This is a genomic window from Pseudocitrobacter sp. CD920760, from assembly GCF_057782505.1.
In genome coordinates, this window is sequence record NZ_CM173490.1 from 2,292,541 (window position 1) to 2,306,918 (window position 14,378).

14 protein-coding genes are annotated in these 14,378 nt (G+C 53.1%); 10 read left to right on the forward strand and 4 right to left on the reverse strand.

Annotation, left to right across the window (positions count from 1 at the left end):
* Positions 1-29 precede the first annotated feature (29 nt).
* The 3 genes from AC1MKH_RS10640 to xthA form a co-directional block, all read right to left on the reverse strand.
* Positions 30-713, reverse strand: coding sequence for a YdjY domain-containing protein (locus tag AC1MKH_RS10640; RefSeq protein WP_276223389.1), 684 nt, complete (start codon positions 711-713; stop codon positions 30-32).
* Entirely contained in the window at positions 700-1,353 is a 654-nt protein-coding gene (locus AC1MKH_RS10645) for a TVP38/TMEM64 family protein (protein ID WP_276223475.1), read from the reverse strand. The genes AC1MKH_RS10640 and AC1MKH_RS10645 overlap by 14 nt, the downstream gene beginning before the upstream one ends.
* Positions 1,354-1,597: 244 nt before the next feature.
* Positions 1,598-2,404: an exodeoxyribonuclease III gene (gene xthA / locus AC1MKH_RS10650; RefSeq protein ID WP_231827591.1), complete on the reverse strand. Its 807-nt coding sequence runs from the start codon at positions 2,402-2,404 to the stop codon at positions 1,598-1,600.
* 310 nt (positions 2,405-2,714) lie between these two features.
* Between xthA and AC1MKH_RS10655 the strand changes: the two genes are divergently transcribed.
* From AC1MKH_RS10655 to AC1MKH_RS10690, 8 genes are all read left to right on the forward strand, one after another.
* Positions 2,715-2,867 (forward strand): Hok/Gef family protein, encoded by a 153-nt coding sequence (locus AC1MKH_RS10655; protein ID WP_276223473.1) that lies wholly within the window; start codon positions 2,715-2,717, stop codon positions 2,865-2,867.
* A 443-nt stretch (positions 2,868-3,310) separates the two neighbouring features.
* Positions 3,311-4,531: a succinylornithine/acetylornithine transaminase gene (astC, locus tag AC1MKH_RS10660; RefSeq protein ID WP_276223387.1), complete on the forward strand. Its 1,221-nt coding sequence runs from the start codon at positions 3,311-3,313 to the stop codon at positions 4,529-4,531.
* Positions 4,528-5,562, forward strand: a complete 1,035-nt coding sequence (gene astA / locus AC1MKH_RS10665; RefSeq protein ID WP_276223385.1) for an arginine N-succinyltransferase — start codon at positions 4,528-4,530, stop codon at positions 5,560-5,562. Before astC ends, astA begins: the two co-directional genes overlap by 4 nt.
* The gene (gene astD, locus AC1MKH_RS10670) at positions 5,559-7,037 is read left to right on the forward strand and encodes a succinylglutamate-semialdehyde dehydrogenase (protein WP_276223383.1); all 1,479 of its coding nucleotides are present in this window, start codon (positions 5,559-5,561) and stop codon (positions 7,035-7,037) included. The genes astA and astD overlap by 4 nt, the downstream gene beginning before the upstream one ends.
* Positions 7,034-8,359, forward strand: a complete 1,326-nt coding sequence (astB, locus tag AC1MKH_RS10675; protein WP_276223380.1) for an N-succinylarginine dihydrolase — start codon at positions 7,034-7,036, stop codon at positions 8,357-8,359. The genes astD and astB overlap by 4 nt, the downstream gene beginning before the upstream one ends.
* A gap of 9 nt (positions 8,360-8,368) precedes the next feature.
* Positions 8,369-9,340 carry a succinylglutamate desuccinylase gene (astE, locus tag AC1MKH_RS10680; RefSeq protein WP_276223378.1) on the forward strand — a complete coding sequence of 324 codons (972 nt, stop codon included), beginning with the start codon at positions 8,369-8,371 and terminating at the stop codon, positions 9,338-9,340.
* A 319-nt stretch (positions 9,341-9,659) separates the two neighbouring features.
* Positions 9,660-10,151 carry an ATP-independent periplasmic protein-refolding chaperone Spy gene (spy, locus tag AC1MKH_RS10685; RefSeq protein WP_188016895.1) on the forward strand — a complete coding sequence of 164 codons (492 nt, stop codon included), beginning with the start codon at positions 9,660-9,662 and terminating at the stop codon, positions 10,149-10,151.
* A 171-nt stretch (positions 10,152-10,322) separates the two neighbouring features.
* Positions 10,323-12,296, forward strand: coding sequence for a DUF2207 domain-containing protein (locus tag AC1MKH_RS10690; protein ID WP_276223376.1), 1,974 nt, complete (start codon positions 10,323-10,325; stop codon positions 12,294-12,296).
* 33 nt (positions 12,297-12,329) lie between these two features.
* Here the strand turns inward: AC1MKH_RS10690 and nadE are convergent, their stop codons facing one another.
* Positions 12,330-13,157: an NAD(+) synthase gene (nadE, locus tag AC1MKH_RS10695; RefSeq protein WP_276223374.1), complete on the reverse strand. Its 828-nt coding sequence runs from the start codon at positions 13,155-13,157 to the stop codon at positions 12,330-12,332.
* 233 nt (positions 13,158-13,390) lie between these two features.
* Between nadE and osmE the strand changes: the two genes are divergently transcribed.
* Together osmE and AC1MKH_RS10705 are read left to right on the forward strand one after the other, a co-directional pair.
* A complete protein-coding gene (gene osmE / locus AC1MKH_RS10700; RefSeq protein WP_276223372.1) occupies positions 13,391-13,732 on the forward strand; it encodes an osmotically-inducible lipoprotein OsmE in 342 nt (113 codons plus the stop codon).
* A gap of 285 nt (positions 13,733-14,017) precedes the next feature.
* Positions 14,018-14,338: a PTS sugar transporter subunit IIB gene (locus AC1MKH_RS10705; RefSeq protein WP_108475646.1), complete on the forward strand. Its 321-nt coding sequence runs from the start codon at positions 14,018-14,020 to the stop codon at positions 14,336-14,338.
* Positions 14,339-14,378 lie beyond the last annotated feature (40 nt).

A 14,378-nucleotide genomic window follows, 5' to 3' on the forward strand; every position in this document is an offset into this window, starting at 1 on the left:
TGACAACCTGAAACGCGAAGGGTTAGGCGTTACTCAACGACTTTAAATGTGACGGTTGCCAGCGTGCCATCTGGAGGTAATATCGCGCTATTGCCGACAAATTTAACTTCATTCCGTTTTTCTACCGCGCCATAGGTATAAGTAGCGTTACTGACAATACCGACAGGACAGCTATCAAGACAAACCAGACATCCGGTTTTTTTCTCTTCCGCCGCCTGTAAATTACCGCCAAAATGCATCTCAAGCTTCTTACCGTTACTGTCGGTTATCACGTCATCAAAAGGGTAAGACTGCGAAGCATTTGCCCATTTAACGGATAAATCCAGTTTACTGCCCGCGACGTGTGTTGTTTCTTTATTATCCATGGTCATATTATCACCCGGCGTAGCGCTGGCCTGCTTTAATGCATCATAGAGTGATTTTGGATCGGCGAAGCCAACGAAGAGTGATTTATGCCCGTTTGACCCCTCTTTATACACAATACCGTGACGGGTATCGTCGGTCAAAAAACGCCCGTTCACCTGAACCAGCAGCGTGACGCTATGCGCTTGTGCATCGACGCGCAGCGGAGATGTCGGCGTCAATCCATCATATTCGAGTTTTGTTTCGGCGGAATCAACGGACTGTTTTTGATCGCACCCGCTCAACGCAAAAGCGCTTAGCAAACAGAATGCAGCCATGCTTTGTTTCCCTAACCTCTTATTTAGTTGCATTATTATTCTCTCCTTGTGTTTTTGCTTTTCGGTCAGGCAGAACAATTTGTTTATACCGACCATACTGTTTAGCTACGTGTATTAAAATAAATAATAAAACCCCGGCCAGACTGAGTTTGATAATAAAAGCACCATTTATACCCTGTGTCGCAAGCTCATTAGCCATTACTGAATAAATGATGATGCCGGGGAGTGTCGTGAGTGCTGAAATAAGCGTGAATGACCAAAAAGGTATTGCTGTCAGTCCGTAGGCATAATTCTGGATGTTATAGGGGAAAAGAGGGATCAGACGCGTCAGGATTAAAAAATCGGTTCCACTGCGGGCGATTCCTTTTTCAATAGCCTGAAAGACAGGCGTGTGGCCGATATATTTGAGTAAGAATTCCCGCCCAAGGCAACGGGCTAGCAGGAAAGAGAGCGCGGAGGCGAGGGTGGCGGCGATCAATGAAAGCAGAGACCCCCAGAAAGCGCCAAAAACAATGCCTCCGGCGATCACCAGCAGGCTGCCGGGCATGAGGCACAGCGTGGCAATCACAAACAGACAGATAAATATCCCATATCCCCAAAGCCCGCTGTGCTGAATAGTTTCTTGCAAATGCTGGAGATCGCTAAAGAGATTAAATAGACCAAATGAATGAATAAAAAGAACGGCAAGCCCAAAAAGAAGACAGGCAAGGACAAATTTATACTCTGCTGTTAGATTGACTTCTTTGGCATTCTTTCTCTTTCCAGTTGTGGTGGTGGGTAAAAGAGGCGGTCAGTTTAAAATTGAGCTGACGGTATAGTAAAATCGCCGCTACAACAAATTTAAACTGTAATTTTATTGATTTGACTCAAAGTCGTGAGGACTCCTGACCGTCGCCAGCCAGGAGTGTATGAAGGGATTATTCTTTGAATGTTGCCCAGATTGGCGCGTGGTCAGAGGGTTTTTCCATGCTGCGGATTTCGTAATCAATCCCTGTTTCAATGCAGCGCTCCGCCAGCGGCGGGCTCGCCAACAGCAGGTCAATGCGCAGACCACGATTATCGTCAAAGCCTTTAGAACGATAATCGAACCACGAGAAGCGATCGTTGGTTTCCGGGTTGGCATGGCGGAACGTATCGACCAGGCCCCAGTTCAGCAGACGTCCCATCCACTCGCGTTCTTCCGGCAGGAAGGAGCATTTGCCGGTACGCAGCCAGCGCTTACGATTCTCTTCGCCGATACCAATGTCCAGGTCCGTCGGGCTGATATTCATATCGCCCATAATCAGCACCGGGTTGGTACTTTTCAGCTCGTTCTCCAGGTAATCCTGAAGGTCCTGATAAAACTTCGCTTTCGCCGGGAATTTGGTTTCGTGATCGCGGCTTTCGCCCTGCGGGAAGTAACCGTTGATGACGGTGACATTCCCCAGCGGCGACGGGATTTCGGCGATGATCAGACGACGCTGTGCTTCTTCGTTATCGTTGGGAAAACCACGGCGCACGGCAACAGGCGTGGCTTTGGTCAGCAGGGCAACGCCATAATGACCTTTCTGCCCGTGATAGAAAATGTTGTAACCGAGCTTTGCCACCTCTTCGAGAGGGAACATATCGTCGTGAACTTTTGTCTCCTGCAAGCCGATGACATCAGGTTGATGCTTCTCAACGATGGCTTCCAGTTGATGAGGGCGTGCGCGCAGGCCGTTGATATTAAAAGAGACAAATTTCATAGTCGCTGCCACTTTGCAAGGTGAATTGTAACGGAATGGTATCAGAAATGGTGGCGAACGTGAACGATTCGTCAGAATTTGCGAGGCGCTACGAGGAACCGGCAATTGGTCGTCAAAAAGCCGAAAAGCAGGTCGATTTTGTCAGGGGATGAGCAGAGAATTCGCGTGGGTGCTTGAGGCTTTCTGGCTTCAGGCAATCGATGAGGTTCAGAAGGACGAAAGCCCCAGGAAGATGTTTAAAATCAACCTGAGGCTAGCTTCCGAACCCAAACATTCGGATGTTAGTCTCTTCTTTGCATGGAGGCAAGACATGCTGACGAAATACGCCCTTGTGGCAATCATAGTGCTATGCCTAACGGCACTGGGATTCACGCTGATGGTACGAGACTCGTTATGTGAGCTGAGTATCCGGGAGCGTGGTATGGAGTTTAAGGCCATTCTCGCTTACGAACCGAAGAAGTAGCCTGACGCGCGGGGAGCCATCCCCGCGTTTCGGATGGCTGGGTTTAGCATTCAATGCACCCAATTCTTTTCTTTTGCTGTCAGATCACCCCATAGTCCGCAGCGTAATAGAGCAAAATCTGCACCACATTGACGCGTCTGGCCCCCAAATGGCGCATAAAACTACGATAAATTTCGTATCGGATCACAATTCCAGAATTATATTTTATTAATGCATAATCGTGCGAATGATATCTCTGGAATCATCGATTGAATGCATTTTATTCACTATTTATGCAAGTTTAATGAATAGCGGTTATTCATAACTCATTGATATTACATACCCATCTTCTGGCTATGCATTTTTAGCGCTGGCTGGCACGAACCGTGCAACCTACATTTACAGCGCAAACACTTATATTTATTAACATAAATGAAACCTTTCATTTACCAGAAGAGGTCGCTATGTCTCAGTCAATTACCCGTCAGGATTTCGATCAGTGGATGATGCCGGTTTACGCGCCGGCACCGTTTATTCCGGTGCGAGGCGAGGGTTCTCGCCTGTGGGATCAACAGGGGAAAGAGTATATCGACTTTGCGGGTGGGATTGCGGTCAATGCACTGGGGCATGCGCATCCGGCGATGATTCAGGCGCTCACCGAACAGGCAAATAAGTTCTGGCATACGGGCAATGGCTACACCAATGAACCTGCGCTGCGTCTGGCAAAGCAGCTGATTGATGCCACGTTTGCCGACCGGGTATTTTTCTGCAACTCCGGGGCCGAGGCTAACGAAGCAGCGCTTAAGCTGGCGCGAAAATACGCGCACGATAAGTTTGGCAGCCATAAAAGTGGCATTGTCGCGTTCAAAAATGCCTTCCATGGCCGCACGCTGTTCACCGTTTCGGCGGGCGGACAACCAGCCTATTCACAGGATTTCGCGCCGCTGCCCCCGGATATTCGTCACGCGGTCTATAACGATCTGGCTTCCGCCAGTGCGCTGATTGATGACGGCACTTGCGCCGTGATCGTCGAACCGATGCAGGGAGAAGGCGGCGTGGTGCCTGCCGATCCAGCATTTTTACGCGGCCTGCGCGAACTGTGCGATCGCCACGATGCATTGCTGATTTTTGATGAGGTGCAAACCGGCGTAGGACGCACGGGCGAGCTGTACGCTTATATGCACTACGGCGTGACGCCCGATCTCCTGACTACCGCAAAAGCGCTGGGTGGCGGCTTCCCGGTGGGCGCATTGTTGGCAAAAGAAACGTACGCCAGCGTGATGACGGTGGGCACCCACGGGACGACCTACGGCGGGAACCCTTTAGCCAGCGCGGTGGCGGGAGCGGTCTTTTCCATCATTAATACTCCGCAGGTACTCAACGGCGTGAAGCAGCGTCAGCAGTGGTTTACCGAACGTTTGCTGTCGATTAATGCCCGTTACAGCCTGTTTAACGAGATACGGGGACTGGGGTTGTTGATTGGCTGTGAGTTGAAAGCGGTTTATGCGGGGAAAGCGAAACAGATCAGTCAGCTGGCTGCGGAAGAGGGGCTGATGGTGCTGATCGCGGGGGCCAATGTCGTGCGCTTTGCGCCTGCGCTGATTATCACAGAAGAAGAGGTTACTCATGGCCTCGACCGTTTTGAACGCGCCTGTGAACGTTTCCTGGCAGGAGTCTCTCCATGATGATTATCCGTCCGATCGAACGCGAGGACCTGCCTGGCCTGCTACGATTAGCGGGAGAGACGGGTGGCGGGCTGACTTCGCTCCCAGCCGATGAATCTACCCTGTCGGCACGTATCACCCGATCGCTGGCCACCTGGCGGGGTGAGCTTCCACGCAGTGAGCAGGGTTACGTTTTCGTGCTTGAGGAGAGTGAAAGCGGCAACGTGGTGGGCATTTGTGCCATCGAGGTGGCGGTGGGGTTGAACGATCCCTGGTACAACTATCGGGTCGGTACGCTGGTACACGCCTCGAAAGAGCTGAACGTTTACAACGCGCTGCCAACCCTCTTTTTAAGTAACGATCACACCGGCAGTAGTGAACTTTGCTCGCTGTTCCTTGAACCTGAGTGGCGTAAAGAGAACAACGGTTATCTGTTATCGAAAGCGCGTTTTCTGTTTATGGCGGCTTTCCGCGATCGCTTCAGCGAGAAAGTGGTGGCAGAGATGCGCGGTGTGATTGATGAACATGGCTACTCACCCTTCTGGGATGCGCTGGGAAAACGCTTTTTCTCTATGGATTTTTCTCGCGCGGATTATCTGTGCGGCACGGGGCAGAAGGCGTTTATTGCTGAACTGATGCCGAAGCATCCGATCTATACCGATTTTTTGTCCGACGAGGCGCGGGCAGTCATTGGCCAGGTACACCCGCAAACCGCGCCCGCACGTAAAGTGCTGGAAAAAGAAGGTTTTCGCTACCGCGATTACATCGATATTTTCGACGGCGGCCCGACGCTGGAGTGCGATCTCGACCGCATCCGCGCGATTCGCAAAAGCCGGCTGGTGACGGTGGCGGAAGGCCAGCCGGCGCCGGGTGAGCTACCCGTCTGCCTGGTGGCTAACGAACAGTACCAACACTTCCGCGCCATGCTGGTGGCGGCGGACCCCCATTGCGACAAGCTGTTACTCAACGCACAACAGCTGGATGCCCTGAAATGTCGCGCCGGTGATAGCGTTCGCCTGGTGCGCCTTTGCCCGGAGGAGAAAAAAATATGAGTTTATGGATTGGTGGGGAATGGCTCGATGGGCTCGGGCAGGCGCGGGAGAAAACTAACCCGGTCACCCAGCAGTCGCTCTGGCAGGGGCAGGATGCCGATCCCGGTCAGGTAGCCCAGGCGGTCGCTGCCGCCCGCGCGGCGTTTCCCGGCTGGGCGGGTGAACCGTTCGAATTACGCCAACGCATTGCTGAAACCTTCGCCCAGTTGCTTGAAAGTCGTAAAGCATCGCTGACCGAGATTATCGCCAGTGAAACGGGGAAGCCGCGTTGGGAAGCGGCCACGGAAGTGGCGGCGATGATCAATAAAATCGCTATCTCCGTTCGGGCATACCACAGCCGCACCGGCGAGCAACATACAGATATGCCGGACGGCGCGGCGACGCTGCGTCATCGCCCGCACGGCGTGCTGGCGGTGTTCGGCCCCTATAACTTCCCCGGCCATTTACCGAATGGACATATTGTCCCGGCGCTGCTGGCGGGGAATACGGTGGTTTTTAAACCCAGCGAGCAGACGCCGCTGAGTGGCGAAGTGGTGATGAAATTATGGCAGGAAGCCGGGCTGCCAGCGGGCGTGCTGAATCTGGTGCAGGGTGGACGAGAAACCGGGGAAGCCTTAAGCAGCGATCCGGGTATTGATGGGCTGCTTTTCACCGGCAGCTCCCACACCGGCTTTCAGCTGCATCGCCAGCTGGCGGGGCAGCCGCAGAAAATTCTTGCCCTTGAAATGGGCGGCAATAACCCATTAATTGTTGATGAGCCGGAGGATATTGATGCGGCGGTACATCTGACGATTCAGTCGGCCTTTATTACCGCCGGGCAGCGTTGTACCTGTGCACGACGTCTGCTGGTGAGTCGCGGCGATCGTGGCGATGCGTTTTTACGCCGGCTGGTGACTGTTGCACAACGTATTATTCCCGGTGCATGGGATGCTGAGCCGCAGCCCTTTATGGGCGGCTTAATTTCACCGCAGGCCGCGCAGCTGGTGCATCAGGCGTGGTTGCAGCATGTCGCTAACGGCGGAGTCACGTTGCTCGAACCGCGTGTATTGCAAAGCGGCACCTCGCTGCTTACGCCCGGGATTGTCGACCTCACGGAAGTGAGTGAAGTGCCCGATGAAGAGGTCTTTGGCCCGTTGCTGTGCGTGTGGCGCTATGACGATTTTGATGAAGCGATCGCTCTTGCCAACAATACCCGCTACGGACTGGCAAGCGGGTTAATTTCGCCCGATAGAGAAAAATTCGACCGCCTGTTGCTGGAAGCGCGCGCCGGGATACTGAACTGGAATAAACCCCTCACCGGTGCCGCAAGCACCGCACCGTTTGGCGGCGCGGGGGCCTCGGGGAATCATCGTCCGGGAGCATGGTACGCCGCAGATTACTGCGCCTGGCCAATGGTAAGCCTGGAATCACCGACGATTGCGCTACCGCAGAGCCTGAGCCCTGGGCTTGATTTTAGCCAGGAGAGTGCGTCATGAACGCCTGGGAGGTCAATTTTGATGGCCTGCCAGGCCTGACGCACCATTACGCCGGTTTATCTTTTGGCAATGAAGCCTCGACGCGCAATCAGTTTCAGGTATCGAACCCTCAGCGCGCAGCGAAGCAGGGTCTGCTGAAAATGAAAGCGCTGGCGGATGCGGGATTTAAGCAGGGGATCATTCCTCCGCAGGCGCGCCCCAACGTCAGCGTGTTGCGCCAGTTGGGGTTTGACGGCAGCGATGAGCAGGTGGTGGCGAAAGTTGCCGCGCAGGCCCCTCAATTGCTGAGCGCGGTAAGTTCCGCATCGTCGATGTGGGTAGCGAATGCGGCAACGGTGGCGCCCTCGGCGGATACGCTGGATGGACGTGTACACCTTACCGTGGCCAACCTGAACAATAAATTCCATCGCGCGACGGAAGCACCGATCACCGAAGCGCTGCTGCGGGCCATTTTCGCGGATGAACGCCGTTTTGCGGTGCATCGTGCGCTTCCCCAGGTGGCGATGTTTGGCGATGAGGGTGCGGCAAACCATAACCGGTTAGGCGGTGACTACGGTCAGCCGGGTCTGCAACTGTTTGTCTATGGTCGCGACGAGCGGCAGGAGACACAGCCTCAGCGGTATCCGGCGCGTCAGACTCTCGCGGCCAGTGAAGCGGTGGCGCGTCTGAATCAGGTCAATCCCAATCAGTTGCTGTTCGCACAGCAAAACCCGGCGGTTATCGATCAGGGCGTCTTCCATAATGATGTTATCGCCGTGAGCAACCGACAGGTGCTGTTTTGCCATCAGCAGGCGTTTGTTAATCAGCCCGCGCTAATGACGGAACTGGCTCGCCGGGTCCCCGGCTTTGTGCCCATTGAAGTCCCGACAGCGCGCGTGACGGTCGCGGACGCGGTTGCCACTTACCTGTTTAACAGCCAGCTGTTGTCGAAACCGGATGGCAGTATGTTGTTGGTGCTCCCGGCGGAATGCGAGACAAATCCGCGCGTCTGGCGCTATCTGAACGAATTGCTGGAGCGGGATAACCCGATTAACGAGCTGAAGGTTTTTGATTTGCGAGAAAGTATGGCCAACGGCGGCGGCCCGGCCTGCTTGCGCCTGCGCGTGGTGCTGACTGACGCGGAGTATCGCGCGGTGAATCCGTCGGTGTTGATGAATGACACGCTGTTTGCCACGCTCAATGACTGGGTTGACCGTTACTACCGCGATCGTCTGACGCAGTCTGACCTCGCTGACCCGCAGCTGTTACGGGAAGGACGCGAAGCGCTCGATCGTTTGACACAAATTCTGCAACTGGGATCGGTCTATGACTTCCAGCAATAAGGAGCCGCCATGCACCATTTTTTATCCCTAACGCTGGCGGGAACGCAGCCAGAGACAGTACAGGGCGAAGGGCCATCATTTTACTGGCGCTGGCGTGGGGCGGGAATTCTTGAACTGACGCCTTATCAGCCGTGTCGCCGCGCGCTGGTGCTTTCAGCAGGGATTCATGGTAACGAAACCGCGCCGGTAGAAATGGTTGATGCGCTGCTTGCCGGGCTGTTGGCGGGAAGTGTTGTTTTGCGCTGGCGGCTGCTGGTGATTCTGGGCAATCCGCCCGCGCTGCGAAATAACCGGCGTTATATTCACAGCGATATGAACCGCATGTTTGGTGAGCGCTGGCAGCAGTTCTCGCCTTCCGATGAGACGGCCAGAGTCGCGGAGCTTGAACAGGCGATGACGGCGTTTTACCACGCCCAGCCTGCCGACAGCTTGCGCTGGCATCTCGATCTGCATACGGCGATTCGCGGCTCGCATCATTTGCGTTTTGGCGTGCTGCCTGCGCGTGATGCGCCGTGGGATGACAATTTCCTGAACTGGCTTGGGCGCGCAGGCTTGCAGGCGCTGGTGTTTCATCAAACGCCTGGCGGTACCTTCACGCACTACAGCTGTGAACGCTTTGCGGCACTTGCCTGTACGCTGGAACTGGGGAAGGCGCTACCGTTTGGTCACAATGATCTCTCCCGTTTTGCACTCACGCAGCAGCAACTGGGATATTTACTGGCAGGCGAGTGGGGCGGCGGTTCATCAGATACGCCGCTTCGTTATCGTGTTGTGCAGCAAATTACCCGGCGCAGTGAGGCGTTTCACCTCTATATGTCGGCTCAGACGCTGAACTTTACCCCGTTTGCGCGGGGGACACTGCTTGCGGAAGATGGTGATACGCGTTACGTGGTGGAGAGACCCTGTGAATACGTGCTGTTTCCAAACCCTGATGTGGCGTTAGGGCTGCGGGCGGGGCTCATGCTGGAGCGCTGCGGTTAATATGCCGATACCGCTGAGGTAACGCAGCGGTATTATTTTTTTGCTTGTCTATTTAATACGGATTATTCCTATCAAATTGCTTTATTAATCGGCAGTGCTGTTTTATACTTCTCCATATTCCCTTCGTAATCAGTGCGTTGTTTATTCTTGTTGCAACTCTCCATTGTTTTTCCTTAATTCCTTCACAATTGGCGTAAAATTGTTTTTTACACTTTCATTGTTTTACGCACACTCTGATTAATTGACGATAAACCCCGTAAAGTTAATCTCGTCAACACGGCAACGCGCCGTTATAGAAGAACTTCAAAGTAAGGAATTAATGATGAAAAAGATGACTGCACTGTTTGTTGCCTCTACTCTGGCTCTGGGCGCGGCTAACCTGGCACACGCTGCCGATACCTCTACGACGCCAGCCGCACAGCCGGATGGCAAAACCATGATGCATCACCACAAAGGCAAACCGGGTCCGCGTCATCATGAAATGATGATGTTCCAGGGGCTGAATCTGACCGATGCACAGAAACAACAGATCCGCGACATCAAGAAAGCGGAACACGACAAAATGCAGGACAACCGCCGTGCGATGCACGACCTGATCGCCAGCGACAGCTTCGACAAAGCGAAAGCACAGGCGCAGATCGACAAAATGGATACCCAGCGTAAAGAGATGATGCTGTCTCACATGGAAACCCAGAACAAGATCTACAACATTTTAACGCCGGAACAGAAAAAACAGTTTAATGCTAATTTTGAGAAGCGTCTGACAGAACGTCACGCGCCAGAAGGTAAAATGCCGGTACCTGCTGAATAACTCAGCGCACTGACTTAAGACCGCCGGACCTGCTCATACGCTCTCAGAAGCTGTGGGCAAGTCCGGCGGTTTTTCTTTATAGATTCTGAAACAGGGCGGCTCACCTCGTCTCGCGTGTTCGGCAGGAGTACGATGTTTCCATAAGGATACGGAACATCGGGAACTCTGGGTATGGACAAGATGATTGGTTTGCTTTTTTTGCTTTGTGCCAGCATCCCTCTCGGCTATGCCAGTGACAGCATTACGCCAAATGAAATGTATGAGCACATTGCTGATTTTGATTCACACGCGAGCTTCAACGCCGATGGCAGCATGGATGTTGAAGAGAAAATTGCGGTGGTTGCTCTTGGGCAAACTATCCGACGCGGCATTTTTCGCACGCTCCCGTTGGCATGGTGGCGTGCCGACGGCAAAGCGTTTTACGTTGATTATCAGATAACCTCTGTAACACGCGATGGTATGATAGAACCTTATTCCGCGGATCGTACGGCCCGCACGTTAACGCTGCGAATTGGTCGGGACGATCAGATTCTGCGCTCTGCTATCCATCACTACACAATCCATTATCGAATCAAAAATCACTTCAGCCGCTTCCGGGAATGGGATGAGCTCTACTGGAACGTCACCGGCAATGACTGGGCCTGGCCGATTAGCCACGTCAGTTTTCATCTGCAATTGCCAGATGCTGCGCCAAACCTCAACCAGGACGGGCGAGATACCCGGTTACGCAGCATCGATGTGTATACCGGCAGGCATGGTGCGAAAGGTCACGCCGCGACCATCCTGGGTGATGGTAGTGTAGTGACCAGTAAGCCACTGGCAGAAGGCGAAGGGTTAACGGTGGCTTACACCTGGCCACGCTCGGTGCTGGCGAATGCGCCCGATCCAGAAGCATTTTTTCCGTGGGTGCATTTGCTGCTGCCCGACAGCAAAACGTGGGTGTTATGGCTACCGTTGCTGTTGCTGGCGAGCTATTTCTTGTGGTGGAGCTGGAAGAATGTCTCTGCCGCTGGCCTGAAAATGCCCGCGGTGGTGCCTCTGTATGAACATCCGGCAAAGATGACGGCGGGTTATCTGCGTTTTCTGTGCCAGCGCGCTTATGATGACGTGGTTTTTAGCAGCGATGTGCTGGATTTAGTGGGAAAACGCGCCGTTACGCTGACGGTCCGGGAAAACAACATTCCCAGTGTGTGGGGGAAAACAGGTAAAAATGATTTCTCTTTAACCCGCTTAGCAGATGACGGCAGGAAGCTGCTGAATGCCGATGACCGTAGCCTGCTGAGTGCCTTATTTCGTGGTAAACGAAAAAGTCTCAACATTAGCGTGCCGCATCAGGAGCGAATGCAGCAGGCGCGAAACGCGACAGAGAAACGTTACCGCGATCTTGAAGAGAAACTGTTTTTTAAATGGGGTAAAGCGCTTTGGAGGGGGATCTGGCTTGCGATGCTCATACCTTTACTGTGTGGCATCACGTCTGGCGGTAAGGTTGCGGCCCTGACGTTACCTATAGTCATTGTGGTGGGGGTAGGCATTGCGCTGGCCTGTTTTACGCTATCCTCCCTCTGTCGCCCAGGAGCGCGGCGCAGGATCGGAATAATGGTTTGCCTGATGGTCTCTCCTTTTCTGATAGGGTTTGGAAGTCTTTTTTTCAATGTACTGGTAACGATGCCCATTCCCGCCGGCTACTTTGGTGCGGTTTCGCTGGCCGCGCTGATGTGTTTAGTTTTTGCCTGGCGCGCACCGCGCTACACCCAGCGTGGACTTAACGAGCTGGCGATTGCCAAAGGCCTGAAACGCTATCTCAGCGCGGCGGAGAAACATCGCTATGAGACGCTTTTTCCACCCGATCAACTGCTCACGCATTTTGAAAGTTTGCTGCCGATTGCGCTGGCTTTAGGTGTTGGCAAAACCTGGGCAAACACTTTTGCCCGGCATCTGGCCCACACAAGCGCCGTGCCGGGCGTATACAGCCTCGCGGACTGGAACACCATCAGCGACTTTAATAGGTGCTGTCATTCATCCTCAAGCGCAACGCCGAGCGCCAGTGGTGATTCCGGATCATCATCGGGCTCAAGCGGTTCAGGCTCATCTGGCGGAGGTTCATCCGGCGGCGGTTCTGGCGGCGGTGGGGGAGGAGGTTGGTAAAAAACGCCCCGGCATGACACCGGGGCGGGAAAGTTACTTTTTCCAGAAATCGTCAAACACCGTAATCGGCGGGCGGCGTTTATGCTCCGTCTTCACGTACCAGCCTTCGATGATCTTCGCCAGCTCAGGCGCGACGGTTTTGCCTTCCAGATAGTCGTCGATGTTTTCATAAGTCACACCCAGCGCCACTTCGTCGGGCAGAGAAGGGCGATCGTCTTCCAGATCCGCCGTTGGCGCTTTCAGATACAGATGCTCCGGGCAGCCCAGCGCGGCCAGCAGCTGTTTTCCCTGACGCTTATTCAGACGGAAAATCGGGTTAATGTCGGTACCGCCGTCGCCGTACTTGGTGAAGAAGCCCGTCACGGCTTCCGCCGCATGGTCGGTGCCAACCACCACACCTTTGGTCATCCCGGCGATGCTGTACTGGGCCTTCATGCGTTCACGTGCTTTTTCGTTGCCGCGAACGAAGTCGCTCAGTTCAATTCCCGCTTCGCGCAGGGCCTCTTCGCTGGCGAGGACTGCGCCTTTAATATTAACGGTCAGTACGCGATCCGGTTGAATAAAGGCGATAGCATCCTGGCAATCCTGCTCATCGGCCTGTACGCCGAATGGCAGACGCACAGCGATAAATTGCAACTCGTTATCACCACGTTCTTTACGCAGTTCACTGATGGCCTGCTGGCACAGTTTCCCGGCGAGGGTGGAGTCCTGGCCGCCGCTGATGCCTAATACCAGTGATTTAATAAACGGATAGGTTTGCAGATACGATTTCAGGAAATCGACGCTGCGGCGGATCTCCTGTTGCACGTCAATCTGTGGTTTCACGCCAAGCGCCTGGATGATTTCCTGCTGTAAACTCATTTACCCCTCCAAAAGATGTTGCCGATACCCATCAGAACAAGACCTTAAAGCTACCTCTTTGAGGCTGAAACGACAAGGCGTGGCGCGCTGAGTGACGTAAATTAGCGCAATTCAGCGACTTACTTTTTTGTCAGCAGAATGTTCTTAAAACCATCCGATTTTCAGCGTAAGGTTGAAAAATAAGATCCTTTATTCCAGGCTTAAACTACACAAAACAACAAAGAGGATGTTTTATGAACAAGTACGTTACAGGATTTCTGGGTGCAGCAGCCGCTCTGACCATGCTAGCCGGGTGTACGACTTACGATCGCACCAAAGATCAGTTCACCCAGCCGGTGGTAAAAGATGTTAAGAAAGGTATGTCGCGCAGCCAGGTTGCGCAGATTGCAGGTAAGCCGTCTTCTGAAGTGAGCATGATTCATGCGCGCGGTACCTGTCAGACCTACATTTTGGGTCAACGTGATGGTAAAACTGAGACTTACTTCGTAGCCCTCGATGATACGGGCCATGTCATGAACTCTGGTTACCAGACCTGTGCCGAGTACGACACCGACCCGCAGTCCGCTAAACAGTAATCGTTCATTTTCCTGAGCACTACGTAAGCCCGACGAACCCGTCGGGCTTTTTTGTGGTTTCTGATGCTTATTTAATTGCGCGAATTATTTTGACCAAAGTGTGAAGGGAATCATAAGGCGAGGTCAATGAGAGACAATTTTGGATGAGGAGGAATTATCCTGGTCTAAAGAGATACCGTATACTCAACTCATAAACAAAAGTGAAACATCTGATGTTGAAATGGGTTCATGGGCGGATGGAACGAAGCCCGATGATGGCAGATTCGATAAGTTGAGGAAGCGTGAATGGAAAAGAAACATATCTATCTTTTTTGCTCTGCAGGGATGTCGACTTCATTACTGGTCTCCAAAATGCGTGCGCAGGCGGAGAAATATGAAGTACCAGTAATTATTGAAGCATTCTCAGAAAGCTTTGCCGCAGAAAAAGGCCCACAGGCCGATGTCGTATTACTGGGGCCACAAATTGCGTATATGAAGGCAGATATTCAAAAATTGCTGCCTAATAAACCGGTAGAGGTTATTGATTCAGCGCTCTACGGTAAAGTCGATGGTTTAGGTGTTCTTAAAGCAGCCGTTGCTGCTATTAAAAAAGCTGCTGCGCAGTAATTTTTTTATTTTTCCCGTCAAAGAGTTATTTCACATTTAA

Coding starts and splice junctions, on each gene's coding strand:
- xthA (WP_231827591.1), bottom strand. CDS start 2,404: ATGAAATTTGTCTCTTTTAATATCAACGGCCTGCGCGCACGCCCTCAT.
- astD (WP_276223383.1), top strand. CDS start 5,559: ATGAGTTTATGGATTGGTGGGGAATGGCTCGATGGGCTCGGGCAGGCG.
- AC1MKH_RS10640 (WP_276223389.1), bottom strand. CDS start 713: ATGCAACTAAATAAGAGGTTAGGGAAACAAAGCATGGCTGCATTCTGT.
- AC1MKH_RS10655 (WP_276223473.1), top strand. CDS start 2,715: ATGCTGACGAAATACGCCCTTGTGGCAATCATAGTGCTATGCCTAACG.
- nadE (WP_276223374.1), bottom strand. CDS start 13,157: ATGAGTTTACAGCAGGAAATCATCCAGGCGCTTGGCGTGAAACCACAG.
- astB (WP_276223380.1), top strand. CDS start 7,034: ATGAACGCCTGGGAGGTCAATTTTGATGGCCTGCCAGGCCTGACGCAC.
- AC1MKH_RS10705 (WP_108475646.1), top strand. CDS start 14,018: ATGGAAAAGAAACATATCTATCTTTTTTGCTCTGCAGGGATGTCGACT.
- spy (WP_188016895.1), top strand. CDS start 9,660: ATGATGAAAAAGATGACTGCACTGTTTGTTGCCTCTACTCTGGCTCTG.
- astC (WP_276223387.1), top strand. CDS start 3,311: ATGTCTCAGTCAATTACCCGTCAGGATTTCGATCAGTGGATGATGCCG.
- AC1MKH_RS10690 (WP_276223376.1), top strand. CDS start 10,323: ATGGACAAGATGATTGGTTTGCTTTTTTTGCTTTGTGCCAGCATCCCT.
- astA (WP_276223385.1), top strand. CDS start 4,528: ATGATGATTATCCGTCCGATCGAACGCGAGGACCTGCCTGGCCTGCTA.
- osmE (WP_276223372.1), top strand. CDS start 13,391: ATGAACAAGTACGTTACAGGATTTCTGGGTGCAGCAGCCGCTCTGACC.
- astE (WP_276223378.1), top strand. CDS start 8,369: ATGCACCATTTTTTATCCCTAACGCTGGCGGGAACGCAGCCAGAGACA.